We start from the raw sequence: 15,682 nt of genomic DNA, 5'->3' as shown, positions 1-15,682 counted from the left end.
TCTGCGGGCCGCGTACCAGCGGTATTTGGACAATTCGGAACTGCTCTCGATCAGGGCAGACGCTGCCTGCGTACCAGGGCAATCGTCAGACCAGCGGTCGCGAACACGACGCCGAGAACCAACCACGGTCGACTCGCATCGCCTCGTGTCGTCTCGAAACCGATCTGCTCTTCGAGCGTGTCGTACACCTGGCGCAGTTCTTCGAGGCTCGATGCCGTGAAGAAACTTCCGCCGGAAAGGTTGGCGATCTCCTTCAATGACGCGTCGTCGACCGGGACGGGGATTCGGTCTCCTTCGATCTCGACTCGCCCGTATGTCGTTCCGAAGGAAATGGTCGAGATCGGAACGCCCTTGTCCTTGGCCTGACGGGCAGCGGTGAATCCGCCCCGCGGATCGTCCGAGTTTTCGGGAACGGTCTGCTTACCGTCGGACAGCAACACGATGCGCGCCGGTGGCGCCTGATCGCTGCCGCCGAGAACAGCCGACAGCGTGTCGATCGACTGCAACGAGGTGAAGATCGCTTCGCCCGTCGCCGTTCGCTCACTGAGCTTGAGGTTGTCGATGGCGACCTTCGTCGCGTCACGATTCGTGGTGGGCGACACCAGAACCGAAGCCGTTCCGGCAAATGCGACCAACCCGAGGTTGATGCCGGGAGTCAGACCGTCGGCGAACGACTTCGCAGCTTCCTGCGCTGCTGCCAATCGCGTCGGCTCGACGTCGGTGGCCTGCATCGACAGCGACACGTCGATCACGAGGATCACCGTGGCGCGGTTTCGCGGGACCTTCTTGTCTGCCGTCGGACCGGCAAGGGCGACGGTGAAGAACACCAATGCGATGACCATCAGAATCGCCGGAATATGACGCCACCGCCCGGGCCGCGAAGGCGCGACCTTCTCCAACAGTGCGAAGTTCGTGAACCGAAGTGTGTGCTTGGCTCGCTGCTTCTGCACGAGTACGTAACCGACCACCAACGCGGCGATGACAGCGAGGAACAGCAGCCACCACGGTGCGGTGAATTGAGAAAGACTCACGAACGAACGCCCCCAGTTCCGGCGCCGGCACCATAACTGTGTCGGCGTGCCGAGATGAATCTCACGACGTCGGCGATCCAGTCCCGATCGGTGTGCAGGGACATGAGCGGTGCGCCGCAACGACGTAGAGCTTGCCTGACCTCGACGCGGTGCTCGGCGGCGACTCTGGCGAAGTCGGCGCGCAATTGCGGCGTCGTGGTGAATTCTCTGGTCCGGCCGGACTCGGGATCGTGGAGCACCACGTCGCCCACGTCGGGCAGTTCGAGGTCTCGCGGATCGACCACTTCGACACCGAGCACGTCGTGCCGTCCTGAAATGGCGCGCAGCGAGCGTTCCCAGTCGATCGGTCCGAGGAAGTCACTGATGACCACCGCCAGTCCGCGCCGACGCTGTGGGCGTCTGAGCGCTTCGATCGCGCCGACCAGATCACCGCGTACCCCGTCCGGCGCGTGCGGAGTCGTCGCGATCTTGCGGAGCATCGCCTGTGCGTGAATTCGCCCACCGCGGGCCGGAATTCGAGTTGTCTGTGCGCCGGTCGAGATGATGGCGCCGACGCGGTTACCGCCCGAACTGGTCAGGTGAGTGATCGCCGCGGCTGCGGCGACGACCAGGTCGCGCTTCTCGCATCCGGCGGTCCCGAAGTCGAGACTTGCGGACAAGTCGATGACGAGCCACGTCTCGAGCTCACGATCTGCGACCGACTGACGCACGTGTGGGTGCGTCGTCCGTGCGGTGACGGACCAGTCCATCTGCCGCACGTCGTCGCCCGGCTGATACTCGCGGGCATCTCCCGGCTCCGAACCCGGACCGGGAATCAGGCCGAGATGATCGCCGTGCAGCACACCGTCGAGGCGGCGGCGAACCGTCAGCTCGAGGGTGCGCAGCGCAGCGGTGAGTTTGGGGTCGCTGAGCTCGCCGGATCGGAACGACGGCGGAGAACCGGTGGATCCGGCGGGTGTCGCCTGGCCACCGTCGCGGCCTTCGGTCACTGCGGGCGACTCATCGTCTCAGCGGTCGCGATCGGCGCGCCGTTGCCCTGCGGATTAGCTGTGCCCTGCGGATTAGCTGTGCCCGGTGCGTTGAACTGCGGTGCTTGCGGTGCGCCCTGCTGGGGCGGTCCGGGAACGGTAGGAACCGGCCGCGCGGCGATCTGCGGCAGTCCGACGGTCTGCAGCACCCGGGCGATGACGGCGTCGGGAGTCACCTCGTCGGCCATGGCGTCGTAGGAAAGAACGAGGCGGTGGCGCAGCACGTCCGGGATCACCTCGATGACGTCCTGCGGCACTACGTAGTCGCGCCCGCGGACGAGAGCGAGAGCTCGCGACGCGGCGATGATGCCGAGCGTCGCACGGGGTGAGGCACCGTACGCGATCCAGCCCGCGACGTCCTCGAGTCCGACCTCACGCGGCGTACGCGTAGCGGCGATGACCCGGACAACGTAATCGACGAGCGCGTGGTGAACGAAGACGTTGCTGGCGACACGTTGGAGCCTGACCAACTCCTCCGGACCGAGGATCTGGTGCGGCTCCGGGGCCGCGACGCCCATCCGGTAGACGATTTCGCGTTCTTCCTCCACTGTCGGGTAATCGACGAGGATCTTGAACAGGAAGCGGTCGCGCTGCGCTTCGGGGAGCGGGTAGACGCCCTCGTTCTCGATGGGGTTCTGCGTCGCCATCACCAGGAACGGATCGGGCATGTGGTACCGCTTGCCACCGATCGAGACGTGGCGTTCTGCCATCACCTCGAGGAGCGCGGACTGCACCTTGGCCGGGGCACGGTTGATCTCGTCGGCCAACACGAAGTTGGCGACGACGGGGCCGAGTTCGGTGTCGAACTCCTCGCGGCCCTGACGGTAGATGCGCGTGCCGATCAGGTCGGTGGGCACCAAGTCCGGGGTGAACTGGACGCGGGAGAACGAACCGCCGACGACCTTCGCGAAAGTCTCGACAGCCAGCGTCTTGGCGACACCGGGTACGCCTTCGAGGAGGACGTGCCCCTTGGCGAGAAGTCCGACGAGAATGCGCTCGACAAGCCGGTCCTGCCCGACGATGACTCGCTTGACCTCGTAAATCGCTCGTTCCAAGGTCTGAACGTCGGCTGCCAGGGAAGGTGCTGCTCCGTCCGCACTTCCACTCGCCTTGCTTACGTCGACCGTTCCGACCGAATCTTCACGTGAGGTCACCAAGAATCCATCGCTTTCACCTAGAAAAGTACCGACAGTAACGTGTTCCCCGTCAACTATTCCAGGTAGTTGCGCTCGATGCCGTAACACCACGTCGGGAACTTGATACTTCCCTGACAATGCGGGTGTCAGCGGCATTTCCTCTGACGGTCAGGACACCAGTCGGACGGCGTACGGCGTCATTCCGCCCCACCGAACCGGTGAGACCATGACACTCGAACCGGATTGTGGTGCCTCGAGCATCTGACCGTTACCGAGGTAGAGCGCCACGTGTTGGCTGGCGTTGGGGCCGTAGAAGATCATGTCGCCGCGCTTCATCTCCGAAGACGGAACCTGAGTGCCTGCGGTGTACTGATAGCCGGTGTAGTGCGGCAGCGAGATCCCGATGCCGGCAAAGGCATAAATCATCAAGCCGGAGCAGTCGAACCCGACCTTGTTGAAGTCGCCGTAACTGTCAGCGACGCCGCCGTCACGGATGCCTCGCGTCGGACCGTTCTCGTCGCCGCCGCCCCATGCATACTGCACGCCTAGCTGAGACATTCCGCGGTCGATGACGGATTCGATTGCAGCGCTTCCGGTGACGGAAGGCTTCGGAGTGGTGGGTTTCGGCGTCGTCGGCTTCGGGGTGGTGGGCTTGGGCGTCGTGACCGTTTCCTCGTCGGTGCCGGTCTCTTCGTCCGTGCCTGTTTCCTCGTCGGTCCCTGTTTCTTCGTCAGTCCAGGTGTCGTCGTCGTCCGGGATGACGGTCGGAGTCGGGTCTTCGACCGCGGTGTGCGGACGCTGGGCTGCTGCCAATGCGGCAGCTCGATCCTTGGCTGCCTGGTCGGCAGCGGCACGGGCGGCGGCCTGAGCGGCCGCTTCCTTGGCAGCGGCTTCGAGAGCCTTCTGATGAGCTTCCTCGGCGCGGCGCTGTTCGTCCCAGGTCGCGTATGCCTGGCGTTGACCCTGCAAGCCGGCGACGGCGTTGCGGGCGGCGTCGAGCTGAGCCTGGGCAGAGTTGCGCTCGGCTTCGATCGCGGCCTTCTTGGCTACCTGCTGATCGAGAGCGTTGCGCGCGATCTGAATCGCCTGCTCCGCCAGATCCTTCAGCTGCGCGGCGACCTCGGCGGCGGCATCGGCCTGCTGCTTGGCCTGGCGGGTCGCGGAATCCTTGTTCGCCTGCTCGGTACGTGCTCGCTGGAGACCGTCGAGCACTGCACTCTGCGTATTGGCGAGAAGCTTGAGGACCTGGGCGCGGTCGAGAACGTCGCCAGGACCCTTGGCGTCGAGGAACGACGAGATCGACGCAGTATTGGTGCCCTTGACGTAGCTCGAGCGTGCGTACTTGTCGAAGTCCGTCTGAGCGACCTCGATCTGCGCCGACGCGTCCTTCAGAGCTTGTTTCGTGACTCCGACGGCCTGCGCTGCGGAGTCTGCGGCGCCGCGAGCGTTCTGCAGATCCACGAGAGTCTTGTTGACGTCTTCACGCTTGATCGCAACTTCGTTGTCGAGTGCTGACAACTGTTCGTTTGCCGATGCGACTTGATTGATGAGCGCGCTGACGGTGCCGACGCTCGACGAGACCTGCGAATCTGCCGCGGCGATATCCGAGTCACTCGGATTCGGCGGCGGTGGCGGTACGGCCGAGGACATGGCCGGCGTCCCGACGATCAGGGATCCGACGACGCCGAATCCGATGACCAGTTGCGCCAGGCGCATCGATTTACGGGAAGGACCACGACGGGACTCGCCGCCACGTGTTACTTGCCTCACAAATAACTCTCCCTCGCGTGTAACGCCACGGCCCGCTGGGTCGCCGATCCGTGCGGGGAGGGAATGCGCAGACCAAGCACCGGTCGCCCACAGCCCGAGAGCTGCTCGTCGACCTGGACGTGCCGTACGAACGCCACCGTCGACACCTCGAGAACGAGGCAACCGACAAGTACGCGTCGAACAACATCAGCCTGTCTGCGACACTTCTTCCCCAAAAAGTGCCAGTTGTACCGTACGACACTCAAGCGTTCTTTGGAAACTTTAGCCACAAATAACACAAACGGTATTTGAGCTGGTCGAATGGCATGCAGGCACCAAAAAGGGCAGGTACTCACCGCAAACAGCAGTGAGTACCTGTTTTCGACGAGTTACTGAAAATCTCGCAAAAGGACCAAGGTCAGACGGAATCGGCCCGGTGGTCGGATGGTGCTGGTGTTTCCGAAGTTGAGGCGATATGTCTGGTTTGCGCGTTTTCTGGCTCTCGCCGCCACTTGACGGCAAAGGTAATTCCGGCAATAACCGCCACCACTGCGATGACAAGGACCGTGTAAAGCGTCCACGGCGGACCTGGCGCCACGATCTCGTGCGAGAAGCGGTCCGCGGTCACGCTTGCGCTTTCGCCGAAAGATCGGTCCTGTGCAGTTTCGAGCTGCACTCGACTGATCGAATCGCTGTAGCTACCCATCCAGTCAGGGCTCAGAACGAGAACCGTTCCGCCTTCTGTTTTGCCGACCGTCGTGGCCAGGTCTCGAAGATCGGACGGCCGGCCCGGATTTGCGTCGACTACTACGACGCTCAAGTCGACACCACGTTCACGAGCGTCGGTCACCACCGCGGTCAGCCCCGCAACATCATCCGCGGGGGCGGAGACGCCGTCCGTCGAAATGTCCGCGAGCACGTCGTCGAGATCGACGTCCGACGGAACAGCGACGTGCAACGGGGACTTCACGTGCACAGGCGCAAAAGCGTGATTTGTAGGAGCAGACATCTCTCATCCGGGTGCTGTTCGGATTCCGTCCACCGCTGAGATGCGGGGAGTTCTTCCGAGGTCGTTTTTCGGCGGCCGACCCGCGACGGGCCTGCATGCACCCTACTTCAGGTCGACTGCCACCAGGCGTCACACACAACCGCCGCGCGTGCCGCCCGAGCGGTAGCTGTGGGTGCGGTCACCCAGCCAAGCCTGCGTTGCGCAGGCCCGCAGTCTGCATGAAGATTGTTTCGGTCAACTTGCCCTGAATTCTCACAGGACAAGCGTACTGTTAGACTTGGACCAAGAGGTACCACCGGTCAGGACAGGTTCTACTGCAGCTCCGATGTTCGGACAGTTCTCACGCGAACTGTGCGATTGGCGTGAGCTACGGAGGATCTTCCCGGCCGAAGTACCTCGCTTCAGCTGCCGACACAGCCCCGTCGGTAGCGACCCTCATAGACGAGTGGAGCAGACGTGAGCACCAGTATCGATTCATTCGGAGCCAAGGGAACCCTCGAGGTCGGTGAGAACTCTTACGAGATCTTCCGCCTCTCGGCCGTCCCCGGCACCGAGAAATTGCCCTATTCCTTGAAGGTTCTCGCCGAGAACCTTCTCCGCACCGAAGACGGCGCCAACATCACCGCGGATCACATCCGCGCAATCGCAAGCTGGGATCCCTCAGCCGAGCCGAGCATCGAAATCCAGTTCACGCCTGCCCGCGTGATCATGCAGGACTTCACCGGCGTTCCTTGCATCGTCGACCTCGCCACCATGCGTGAGGCCGTCACCACCCTCGGCGGCGACCCGAACAAGGTCAACCCGCTCTCCCCCGCCGACATGGTCATCGACCACTCGGTCATCCTCGACGTCTTCGGCCAGGCCGACGCACTCGAGCGCAACGTCGACCTCGAATACGAGCGCAACGGCGAGCGTTACCAGTTCCTCCGTTGGGGCCAGGGCGCATTCGACGACTTCAAGGTCGTCCCCCCGGGAATGGGCATCGTTCACCAGGTCAACATCGAGTACCTGGCACCCACCGTCATGTCGCGTAACGGACAGGCATACCCCGACACCTGTGTCGGCACCGACTCGCACACCACGATGGTCAACGGCCTCGGCGTGCTCGGCTGGGGCGTCGGCGGCATCGAGGCCGAGGCAGCAATGCTCGGCCAGCCCGTCTCCATGCTGATCCCCCGCGTCGTCGGCTTCAAGCTCTCCGGTGAGATCAAGCCCGGCGTCACCGCAACCGACGTCGTGCTCACCGCCACCGAGATGCTCCGTAAGCACGGCGTCGTCGGCAAGTTCGTCGAGTTCTACGGCAACGGTGTTGCCGAGGTTCCGCTCGCGAACCGCGCGACGCTGGGCAACATGAGCCCCGAATTCGGTTCCACCGCAGCGATCTTCCCGATCGACGCCGAGACCATCGAATACCTGCGCCTCACCGGCCGCAGCGACGAGCAGCTCGCTCTCGTCGAGGCGTACGCCAAGGAACAGGGCCTGTGGCACAACCCCGACAAGGAACCCGTCTTCTCGGAGTACATCGAGCTGGATCTGGGAACCGTTGTTCCCTCGATCGCCGGCCCGAAGCGCCCGCAGGACCGAATCCTGTTGTCGGAGTCCAAGACTGCGTTCCGCAAGGACATCCACAACTACGTGGAAGAGAACCACCCGACCGAGCACACCCAGCTCGACGAGGCCGTCGAAGAGTCCTTCCCGGCTTCCGATCCCGCGGTTCTGTCGTTTGCCGACGACGGAGCGGTCGACGTTCTCTCTGCTGCCAACGGTGCAGAAGGCCGTCCGAGCAAGCCGGTCGTCGTCAAGTCCGACGCCGGTGAGTTCGTTCTCGACCACGGCGCCGTCGTCGTTGCAGGTATCACCTCCTGCACCAACACGTCCAACCCGTCGGTCATGCTCGGCGCTGCACTGCTCGCACGCAACGCCGTCGAAAAGGGCCTCGCCACCAAGCCGTGGGTCAAGACCAACATGGCTCCCGGTTCGCAGGTCGTCACCGACTACTACGAGAAGGCCGGCCTGTGGCCGTACCTCGAGAAGCTCGGTTACTACCTCGGTGGTTACGGCTGCACCACGTGCATCGGTAACACCGGACCGCTGCCCGAGGCAGTCTCGAAGGCGATCAACGACAACGACCTCTCGGTCACCGCGGTGCTCTCGGGTAACCGTAACTTCGAGGGACGTATCTCCCCCGACGTCAAGATGAACTACCTGGCTTCCCCGCCGCTCGTGATTGCCTACGGCCTCGCCGGAACCATGGACTTCGACTTCGAGACCGATTCGCTCGGTAACGACACCGACGGAAACCCCGTCTACCTCAAGGACATCTGGCCGTCCACGCAGGAAATCGAAGAGACCATCAAGTCCTCGATCGACCAGGACATGTTCCGCAAGTCGTACGCAACCATCTTTGCGGGCGACAGCCGCTGGCAGAACCTCGAAACCCCGAAGGGTGACACCTTCGAGTGGGACGAGAACTCCACCTACGTGCGGAAGCCACCTTACTTCGACGGCATGACGATGGATCCGGCTCCGGTCAAGGACATCAAGGGCGCTCGCGTCCTCGCACTGCTCGGCGACTCGGTCACCACCGACCACATCAGCCCGGCAGGTCCGATCAAGGTCGGCACCCCCGCTGCGCAGTACCTCGACTCCCATGGCGTCGAGCGTGCGGATTACAACTCGCTCGGCTCGCGTCGCGGTAACCACGAGGTCATGATTCGCGGAACGTTCGCGAACATCCGTCTGCGCAACCAGCTCCTCGACGACGTCTCGGGTGGTTACACCCGCGACTTCACGCAGGAAGGCGCACCGCAGGCATTCATCTACGACGCGTCGCAGAACTACCAGGCAGCCGGCATCCCGCTGGTCGTCCTGGGCGGCAAGGAGTACGGCTCCGGATCCTCGCGTGACTGGGCAGCCAAGGGCACGAGCCTGCTCGGCGTCAAGGCCGTCATCACCGAGTCGTTCGAGCGCATCCACCGCTCCAACCTGATCGGCATGGGCGTTGTCCCGCTGCAGTTCCCGGTCGGCGAGTCCGCAGGTTCGCTCAAGCTCGACGGCACCGAGACCTTCGACATCGAAGGTGTCGAGAAGCTCAACGAGGGCGTCACCCCGAAGACCATGAAGGTCACGGCGACGCGCGAGAACGGCGAGAAGGTCGTGTTCGACGCAGTCGTACGCATCGATACCCCCGGCGAAGCGGATTACTACCGCAACGGTGGCATCCTGCAGTACGTGCTTCGCAACATGATCCGGGGCTAGTAGGCACTACGTGCCTGTGAGCACTTTCGGCCCCTGACGGGTCACGAAGCGCTCACGACCACTTTCGCCGGAAGGCGAACCAGGTTTCATCGGTGGTCGTGAGCGCTTTGTGCACTGAGTCGACATTCAGCGCCTACGGCCGAAAGTGCTCACAGGCAACCCGACAAAGGAGGGATGCCCGTGCCCAAGGTCAGTGAAGACCATCTCGCGGCACGGCGCAGTCAGATCCTTGACGGCGCCCGCCGCTGCTTTGCGGAATACGGCTACGACGGCGCCACAGTTCGCCGTCTCGAAGAAGTCACCGGTTTGTCCCGCGGAGCGATCTTCCATCACTTCAAGGACAAGGACGGCCTGTTCCTCGCTCTCGCAAGCGAGGATGCGAGCCGGATGGCAGATGTCGTCGCCGAAGAGGGCCTCGTCCAGGTCATGCGGGACATGCTCGCGCAGCCCGACCAATTCGATTGGCTGGGAACGCGACTGGAGATAGCGCGTCGACTGCGCAACGACGCCGATTTCCGCGAGAAGTGGTCACAGCGCTCCGTAGAACTGACGGAAGCGACCAGTGCGCGTCTCGCCAGACAGAAATCGGCAGGCAGACTCCGTGACGACGTCCCCACCGAAATTCTGATCGGATACCTGGATCTGGTGATGGACGGCCTGGTCGCGAGAATCGCCTCCGGCCACGGCGTCGACAACCTGTCAGCGGTTCTCGATCTGGTCGAGGAATCGGTGCGGCGGAGAGATTGAGGGGCTTCGCCCCTGTGCGCCTTTTTGGTAGTTCCCACTACCAAAAAGGCGCACAGGGGTTTAGGCGAGCTGGATCAGCTCGAGGTACTCCTGCGACCAGTGGTCCTCGTTGCCGTCGGGCAGGAGGATGACTCGCTCGGGGTTGAGGGCCTCGGCAGCGCCCGGATCGTGGGTGACCAGGACGACGGCACCGGTGTAGCTGCGGAGCGCGTCGAGCACCTGCTCGCGTGAGATCGGGTCCAGGTTGTTGGTGGGCTCGTCGAGAAGCAGAACGTTGGCAGCGGACGACACCAGTCCGGCCAGAGCCAGACGCGTCTTTTCACCACCCGAGAGCGTTCCGGCCGGCTGTTCGAGCTGTGGGCCGGTGAACATGAAGGCACCGAGCAGAGAACGCAGTTCCTGCTCCCCTGTGTCCGGCGCGGCGTGGCGGATGTTCTCCCACACGGACGCGTCGTCGTCGAGGGTGTCGTGCTCCTGAGCGAAGTAGCCGACCTTGAGTCCGTGACCGGCGATCAGCTCACCAGCGTCCGCTTTCTCCGCGCCCGCGAGGATGCGGAGCAGTGTGGTCTTACCTGCACCGTTGAGTCCGAGGATAACCACACGAGACCCACGATCGATCGCGAGATCGACACCGGTGAAGATCTCGAGCGAGCCGTACACCTTGGTGAGGTTCTTGCCCATCAGCGGAGTCTTGCCACAAGCGGCGGGTTCGGGGAAACGAATCCGCGCAACCTTGTCCGAGACACGTTCGGCATCGAGGTTCGCCATCAATTTGTCGGCTCGCTTGGCCATGTTCTGAGCCGCGACGGCCTTGGTTGCCTTTGCGCCCATCTTGGCGGCCTGAATCCGCAGCGCACCGGCCTTCTTCTCGGCGTTGGCGCGCTCACGGCGACGACGCTGCTCGTCCGTGGCACGAGCGTCGAGGTACTTCTTCCAGTTCATGTTGTAGACGTCGGCCTCACCGCGGACGGCATCGAGGAACCACACGCGGTTGACGACGTCGTTGAGCAGGTCGACGTCGTGGCTGATGACCACCAGTCCACCCTCGTGGTTCTGGAGGAAGCCACGCAGCCAGGTGATGGAGTCGGCGTCGAGGTGGTTGGTGGGCTCGTCGAGCAGCAGAGTCGTGTCCGAGCGGGCACCGCTGCCGTCGGAGGCGGCGAAGAGGATGCGCGCCAATTCGACGCGACGACGCTGACCGCCGGACAGCGTGCTGAGCGGCTGCCCGAGAATGCGGTCTTCGAGTCCGAGGCTGCTGGTGATGCGTGCAGCTTCACTCTCGGCTTCGTATCCGCCGAGGGCCGAGAACCGATCCTCGAGCTGACCGTACTTCTTGACCGCGCGGTCCTGCGATTCCTGATCGAGCACCTCGCCCATCAGAATCTGCTGCTTCTCCATCTCGCGGAGCATCGTGTCGAGGCCACGTGCGGAGAGAACCCGGTCCTTGGCGAGGACGCTCAGGTCGCCCTCTTTGGGGTCCTGCGGGAGGTATCCGAGTTCACCGGTACGTACGACGCTTCCGGCATATGCCTCACCTTCGCCGGCGAGGATGCGCAGTGTGGTCGTCTTTCCGGCTCCGTTACGTCCGACGAGTCCGATCCGGTCGCCCGGCTGGATGCGCAACGAAGGCCCGGGAGCCGTGAGAAGGGTGCGGACACCGGCACGAACTTCGAGGTCAGTGGCGGTAATCAAGCAAACTCCTCAGGAAAAACGACGAATACGGGTAAACAATGCCTGACTACAGACACAAGAACTATCGATTTTACCGTGACCTGACGGTCGTTCCGACCAGCAGCGTGTGAGTCCGCTAACGTTCGGGACATGACTAGCGAAAACAGCACTCGTCCTCGCGACCTCGAAGGCCGTGCCGCCATCGTCACCGGCGCAAGTCGCGGAATCGGCAAAGCTGTCGCCGCCGAACTCCTCGCTCGCGGTGCCGACGTCTTGATCACAGCCCGCAAGCCGGAGCCCCTCGAGGCCGCCGCATCCGAGCTGTCCGCTCTGGGGCACGGCGGAAAGGTCGTCGCATTCGCGGGCAACGCAGCCGATGCCGAAGCCCGCTCCGGTGCCGTCGACCGCGCCGTGTCCGAATTCGGTTCACTCGACATTCTGGTCAACAACACCGGAATCAACCCCGTCTTCGGTTCGCTCATGGAAGCGGACCTCGACGCCGTGCGCAAGATCTTCGACGTGAATGTGGTTGCCGCCCTCGGTTACGTCCAGCAAGCACATCGGGCATGGATGGGCGAACACGGTGGAGCCGTCGTGAACCTGGCAAGTGTGGCCGGGATCCGGTCGACGGGCGTCATCGCGGCGTACGGCGCGTCGAAGGCTGCGCTCATCCGCCTGACGGAAGAACTGGCCTGGCAACTGGGACCGAAGATTCGTGTCAACGCCGTAGCTCCCGGGATCGTCAAGACGCAGTTCGCGGCAGCCCTGGTCGCTGCCGGCGAGGACAAGGCGTCGGCGGGCTACCCGATGAAGCGGCTCGGCACCCCCGAGGACGTTGCCGGTCTGGTCGGCTTCCTCGTCTCCGACGCGGCGGCGTGGATCACGGGCGAGACGGTCCGGGTCGACGGCGGTCTGCTCGCAACGGGATCGATGTAGTGCGCCGGTCGTGAGCACAGACAACTCTTCCGCCGACGTGGTGATCGTCGGTGGCGGCCCGGCCGGGCGGGCACTCGCCACCCGCTGTATCGCCCGGCAACTCACCGTCGTCGTTGTCGATCCGCATCCCCATCGGGTGTGGACGCCGACCTATTCGGCGTGGGCTGACGAGCTGCCGTCGTGGCTGCCGGTCGATGTGATCGCAAGCCGGATCGAACGCCCGAGCGTGTGGACCCGCAGACAGAAAACGCTTGATCGCACATATTGCGTATTGAATACATCTTTACTGCAATCATTTCTCTCGGGCACATCCGTACAGTTCAGAGCCTTGCGTGCTCAAACACTGTCACCCACCGCCGTCCTGTGCGTGGACGGATCGCAGCTGAGGGGATCAGTCGTCATCGACGCCCGAGGTACCGAACTGACGGTGACAACAGCGCAGCAGACCGCCTTCGGAGTGATCGTCGACCGCGCTCTGGCCGATCCGATTCTGGGTAGTGGCGAAGCCTGGTTCATGGACTGGCGACCAGACAACGGCGCCTCCGACGCCGACACTCCGTCGTTTCTCTATGCGGTCCCACTCGATGACGAGCGAGTTCTCCTCGAGGAGACCTGCCTCGTCGGCCGGCCGGCGTTGGGACTCCGCGAACTCGAAGCGCGTCTGCGCACCCGACTTCACAATCGGGGCTGCGAAGTCCCCGACGACGCACCGGTCGAGCGAGTCCGTTTTGCAGTCGAAGGCCCGAAGGAGTCGTTCGCCGACGGTGTCCTCCGGTTCGGCGGGCGAGGCGGTCTGATGCATCCGGGAACCGGATACAGCGTTGCCTCGTCACTCGCCGAGGCAGACGCTGTCGCCAAAGCAATCGCCGACGGTGGAGATCCCAACGCGGCGCTCTGGCCGCGGTCGGCCAAGGCGGTGTCTGCCCTTCGCCGCGTTGGCCTGAACGCACTTCTCACCCTCGGCTCGGGAGAGGTCGCGACATTCTTCGACACGTTCTTCGATCTACCGGTCGAGGCTCAGCGGTCCTACCTGTCCGATCGGCGGGACGCGTCCGCGACGGCGAAGGTGATGGCAACCCTGTTCCGATCGTCACCGTGGCACGTCCGAAAGACGTTGATGCGCGCGCCGTTTCTGAGGTGAGCACTCCGGACCGACTACTGCGCTCCCATCGAGCCGGCGATCATCGGCCAGGAATTGTGTAGGTCGTCCTGCCAGTAGCCCCACGAGTGGGTTCCAGTCGGCTTGAAGTCGAAGGTCGCGGGGATGCCCAGTGCGTTCAGTCGGTCCGCCAAGCCGTGCGTGCACCCGTTGACTGCGGATTCGATGATGCCGCCGACGACGATCTGATTAAGGAGGGCTCCGGGATTTCCGTTCACATCGGGTGCCTGAAGGTTGTCGTGCGGACCTGGCAGCCCGGATCCGGTGGAAACGTACAGTGCGGTCCCCCGCAACTTCTCCGCGTTCACGACCGGATCGTTCTCGCGCCACCCCGGACCGTCGAACGGTCCCCACATGTTTGTCGGATCAGCGCCACCCCGCGCGCCGACCACCAACCGCACATAGTCCTGACCCGGCTGGGTGGAAGTCTCCGCGCACCCGCTGTAGGCCCCGACACTCCGATAAAGCCCTGGTGCCGAGATCGCGAGATTGAGTACCGACGTCGCCGTCATCGAAATCGCCGCGATGGAGTTGACCCCGTTGGTACCGAACTGCGCATCGATGACGGGCGGCAGTTCGCGAGTGAGGAACGTCTGCCACTTGTTGCGCCCGAGTACGGGATCGTCTTTCTGCCAGTCGGTGTAGTAGCTGAACGCACCTTCCAGCGGCGTCACGACGTTGACGTTCTTGTCGGCGAAGAAGTCCAGGACATCGGTCCGTCCTTCCCACGTTGCACTGTCCTCGCCACCACCGGCGCCGTTGAGCAGATACAACGTGGGCCGTGGGGCGCTCGTGTCGGCGGGGAGGATCACCTCGAGTGGAATGTCGCGGCCCATCGCATCGGAGTGGACGCTGATGGTTACGGTGCGTGCCGGATCTGCGTTCGCGGGCCAAGGCGCAAACAGCAGTGGAACCAGTGAAATCGCCAGCGCCGCGGTGACGCGTCGACGGTAGGTTCGGATTCTCATCGGAGCGTCTCCCCAGGTGTGCGAGTCGGGTTCTCGAAGCGGATACCCGCTCGATACGCCCCGAACCGACCCATCCACACGCAACGGTTCGGGATCAACCGTGATCGTTTGCCTCGCGCAAACGGCCGGCGGCGACCATCATGGGAGGCATGCGCTCGATTTGGAAAGGCTCGATAGCCTTCGGTCTGGTCAACGTCCCGGTCAAGGTGTACTCGGCGACCGAGGACCACGACATCCGATTTCACCAGGTCCATGCAAAAGACGGTGGCCGCATCAAGTACAACCGTGTGTGTTCCGAGTGCGGAAACACGGTTCAGTTCGCGGACATCGACAAGGCGTACGACTCGGAAGACGGATCGCGCGTCATCTTGAGCGACGAGGACTTCAACAAACTCCCGGCTGCGGAGAAGCACGAGATTCCGGTGCTGGAATTCGTGGCGAACGATCAGATCGATCCGATCTTGTTCGAGAAGAGTTACTTCCTCGAACCCGATTCGGCGTCGCCGAAGGCGTACGTCCTGCTTTCGACTGTGCTCACCGAGAGTGATCGAACGGCACTGGTGCATTTCACGCTGCGACAGAAGACGCGCCTGGCCGCGATGCGCGCTCGCGATGGTGTTCTGGTGATCCAGACCTTGCTGTGGCCCGACGAAGTTCGTGCAGCAGAGTTCCCTTCCCTCGACGACGTGGAGAAGCCGAAGGCGAAGGAACTGAAGATGGCGCAGACGCTGGTCGAGAGCATGGCGGGCGACTTCGATCCGACCGAGTTCACCGACGACTACCAGCTCCAACTGAGGCAGTTGCTCGACGAGATGATCGAGAACGGCGGCAAGAAGGTCATCCCGGCCGCCGAGGTCGACCAGGAGGGCACCGACGCAGAGGTGGTCGACCTGGTTGCCGCACTGCAGCGCAGTGTGGACGAAGCGAAGTCGAACGCCGCCAAGGCCGGCTCGTCGAAGTCGACCACACCGAGGAAGAAACGAGCCTGAG

Annotated in this window: 12 protein-coding genes; 5 read left to right on the top strand and 7 right to left on the bottom strand. The window is 63.5% G+C overall.

Annotation, left to right across the window (positions count from 1 at the left end; genetic code table 11):
- Positions 1-50: 50 nt before the first annotated feature.
- The 5 genes from KTR60_RS14605 to KTR60_RS14585 form a co-directional block, all read right to left on the bottom strand.
- On the bottom strand, positions 51-1,031 hold the full coding sequence (locus tag KTR60_RS14605; protein ID WP_003944878.1) for a VWA domain-containing protein: 981 nt from the start codon (positions 1,029-1,031) through the stop codon (positions 51-53).
- Positions 1,028-2,020: a DUF58 domain-containing protein gene (locus tag KTR60_RS14600; RefSeq protein ID WP_003944991.1), complete on the bottom strand. Its 993-nt coding sequence runs from the start codon at positions 2,018-2,020 to the stop codon at positions 1,028-1,030. Before KTR60_RS14600 ends, KTR60_RS14605 begins: the two co-directional genes overlap by 4 nt.
- The gene (locus KTR60_RS14595) at positions 2,017-3,213 is read right to left on the bottom strand and encodes an AAA family ATPase (protein WP_003944917.1); all 1,197 of its coding nucleotides are present in this window, start codon (positions 3,211-3,213) and stop codon (positions 2,017-2,019) included. Before KTR60_RS14595 ends, KTR60_RS14600 begins: the two co-directional genes overlap by 4 nt.
- A gap of 150 nt (positions 3,214-3,363) precedes the next feature.
- Positions 3,364-4,911 carry an NlpC/P60 family protein gene (locus KTR60_RS14590; protein WP_003944866.1) on the bottom strand — a complete coding sequence of 516 codons (1,548 nt, stop codon included), beginning with the start codon at positions 4,909-4,911 and terminating at the stop codon, positions 3,364-3,366.
- A gap of 451 nt (positions 4,912-5,362) precedes the next feature.
- Positions 5,363-5,953 carry a DUF6676 family protein gene (locus KTR60_RS14585; RefSeq protein ID WP_021332993.1) on the bottom strand — a complete coding sequence of 197 codons (591 nt, stop codon included), beginning with the start codon at positions 5,951-5,953 and terminating at the stop codon, positions 5,363-5,365.
- A gap of 456 nt (positions 5,954-6,409) precedes the next feature.
- On the opposite strand from KTR60_RS14585, the gene acnA reads away from it, so the two are divergent.
- On the top strand, positions 6,410-9,211 hold the full coding sequence (gene acnA / locus KTR60_RS14580; RefSeq protein WP_007727883.1) for an aconitate hydratase AcnA: 2,802 nt from the start codon (positions 6,410-6,412) through the stop codon (positions 9,209-9,211).
- 180 nt (positions 9,212-9,391) lie between these two features.
- On the top strand, positions 9,392-9,958 hold the full coding sequence (locus tag KTR60_RS14575; protein WP_003944970.1) for a TetR/AcrR family transcriptional regulator: 567 nt from the start codon (positions 9,392-9,394) through the stop codon (positions 9,956-9,958).
- 60 nt (positions 9,959-10,018) lie between these two features.
- On the opposite strand, the gene KTR60_RS14570 is transcribed toward KTR60_RS14575, so the two are convergent.
- A complete protein-coding gene (locus KTR60_RS14570; protein ID WP_003944932.1) occupies positions 10,019-11,650 on the bottom strand; it encodes an ABC-F family ATP-binding cassette domain-containing protein in 1,632 nt (543 codons plus the stop codon).
- A 129-nt stretch (positions 11,651-11,779) separates the two neighbouring features.
- Between KTR60_RS14570 and KTR60_RS14565 the strand changes: the two genes are divergently transcribed.
- A complete protein-coding gene (locus KTR60_RS14565) occupies positions 11,780-12,565 on the top strand; it encodes an SDR family oxidoreductase (protein WP_047270400.1) in 786 nt (261 codons plus the stop codon).
- 10 nt (positions 12,566-12,575) lie between these two features.
- The gene (locus tag KTR60_RS14560; protein WP_228402252.1) at positions 12,576-13,706 is read left to right on the top strand and encodes a lycopene cyclase family protein; all 1,131 of its coding nucleotides are present in this window, start codon (positions 12,576-12,578) and stop codon (positions 13,704-13,706) included.
- 14 nt (positions 13,707-13,720) lie between these two features.
- Here the strand turns inward: KTR60_RS14560 and KTR60_RS14555 are convergent, their stop codons facing one another.
- Positions 13,721-14,692 carry an alpha/beta hydrolase gene (locus KTR60_RS14555; RefSeq protein WP_003944869.1) on the bottom strand — a complete coding sequence of 324 codons (972 nt, stop codon included), beginning with the start codon at positions 14,690-14,692 and terminating at the stop codon, positions 13,721-13,723.
- A gap of 140 nt (positions 14,693-14,832) precedes the next feature.
- Here KTR60_RS14555 and KTR60_RS14550 point away from each other — a divergent pair, with 140 nt between their 5' ends.
- The gene (locus tag KTR60_RS14550; RefSeq protein ID WP_228402251.1) at positions 14,833-15,681 is read left to right on the top strand and encodes a Ku protein; all 849 of its coding nucleotides are present in this window, start codon (positions 14,833-14,835) and stop codon (positions 15,679-15,681) included.
- Position 15,682 lies beyond the last annotated feature (1 nt).

The sequence above is a fragment of the Rhodococcus sp. C1 genome, from assembly GCF_020809065.1.
GTDB classification, from domain to species: Bacteria; Actinomycetota; Actinomycetes; order Mycobacteriales; family Mycobacteriaceae; genus Rhodococcus_F; species Rhodococcus_F qingshengii.
Note: the sequence above shows the minus strand (reverse complement) of the source record. Positions and strands in the feature narration are given on the sequence as shown.

What these genes read in the sequence shown, in the direction of transcription:
- KTR60_RS14550 (WP_228402251.1), top strand. Translation starts at nt 14,833, where the DNA reads ATGGGAGGCATGCGCTCGATTTGGAAAGGCTCGATAGCCTTCGGTCTG.
- KTR60_RS14565 (WP_047270400.1), top strand. Translation starts at nt 11,780, where the DNA reads ATGACTAGCGAAAACAGCACTCGTCCTCGCGACCTCGAAGGCCGTGCC.
- KTR60_RS14585 (WP_021332993.1), bottom strand. Translation starts at nt 5,953, where the DNA reads ATGTCTGCTCCTACAAATCACGCTTTTGCGCCTGTGCACGTGAAGTCC.
- KTR60_RS14590 (WP_003944866.1), bottom strand. Translation starts at nt 4,911, where the DNA reads ATGCGCCTGGCGCAACTGGTCATCGGATTCGGCGTCGTCGGATCCCTG.
- KTR60_RS14555 (WP_003944869.1), bottom strand. Translation starts at nt 14,692, where the DNA reads ATGAGAATCCGAACCTACCGTCGACGCGTCACCGCGGCGCTGGCGATT.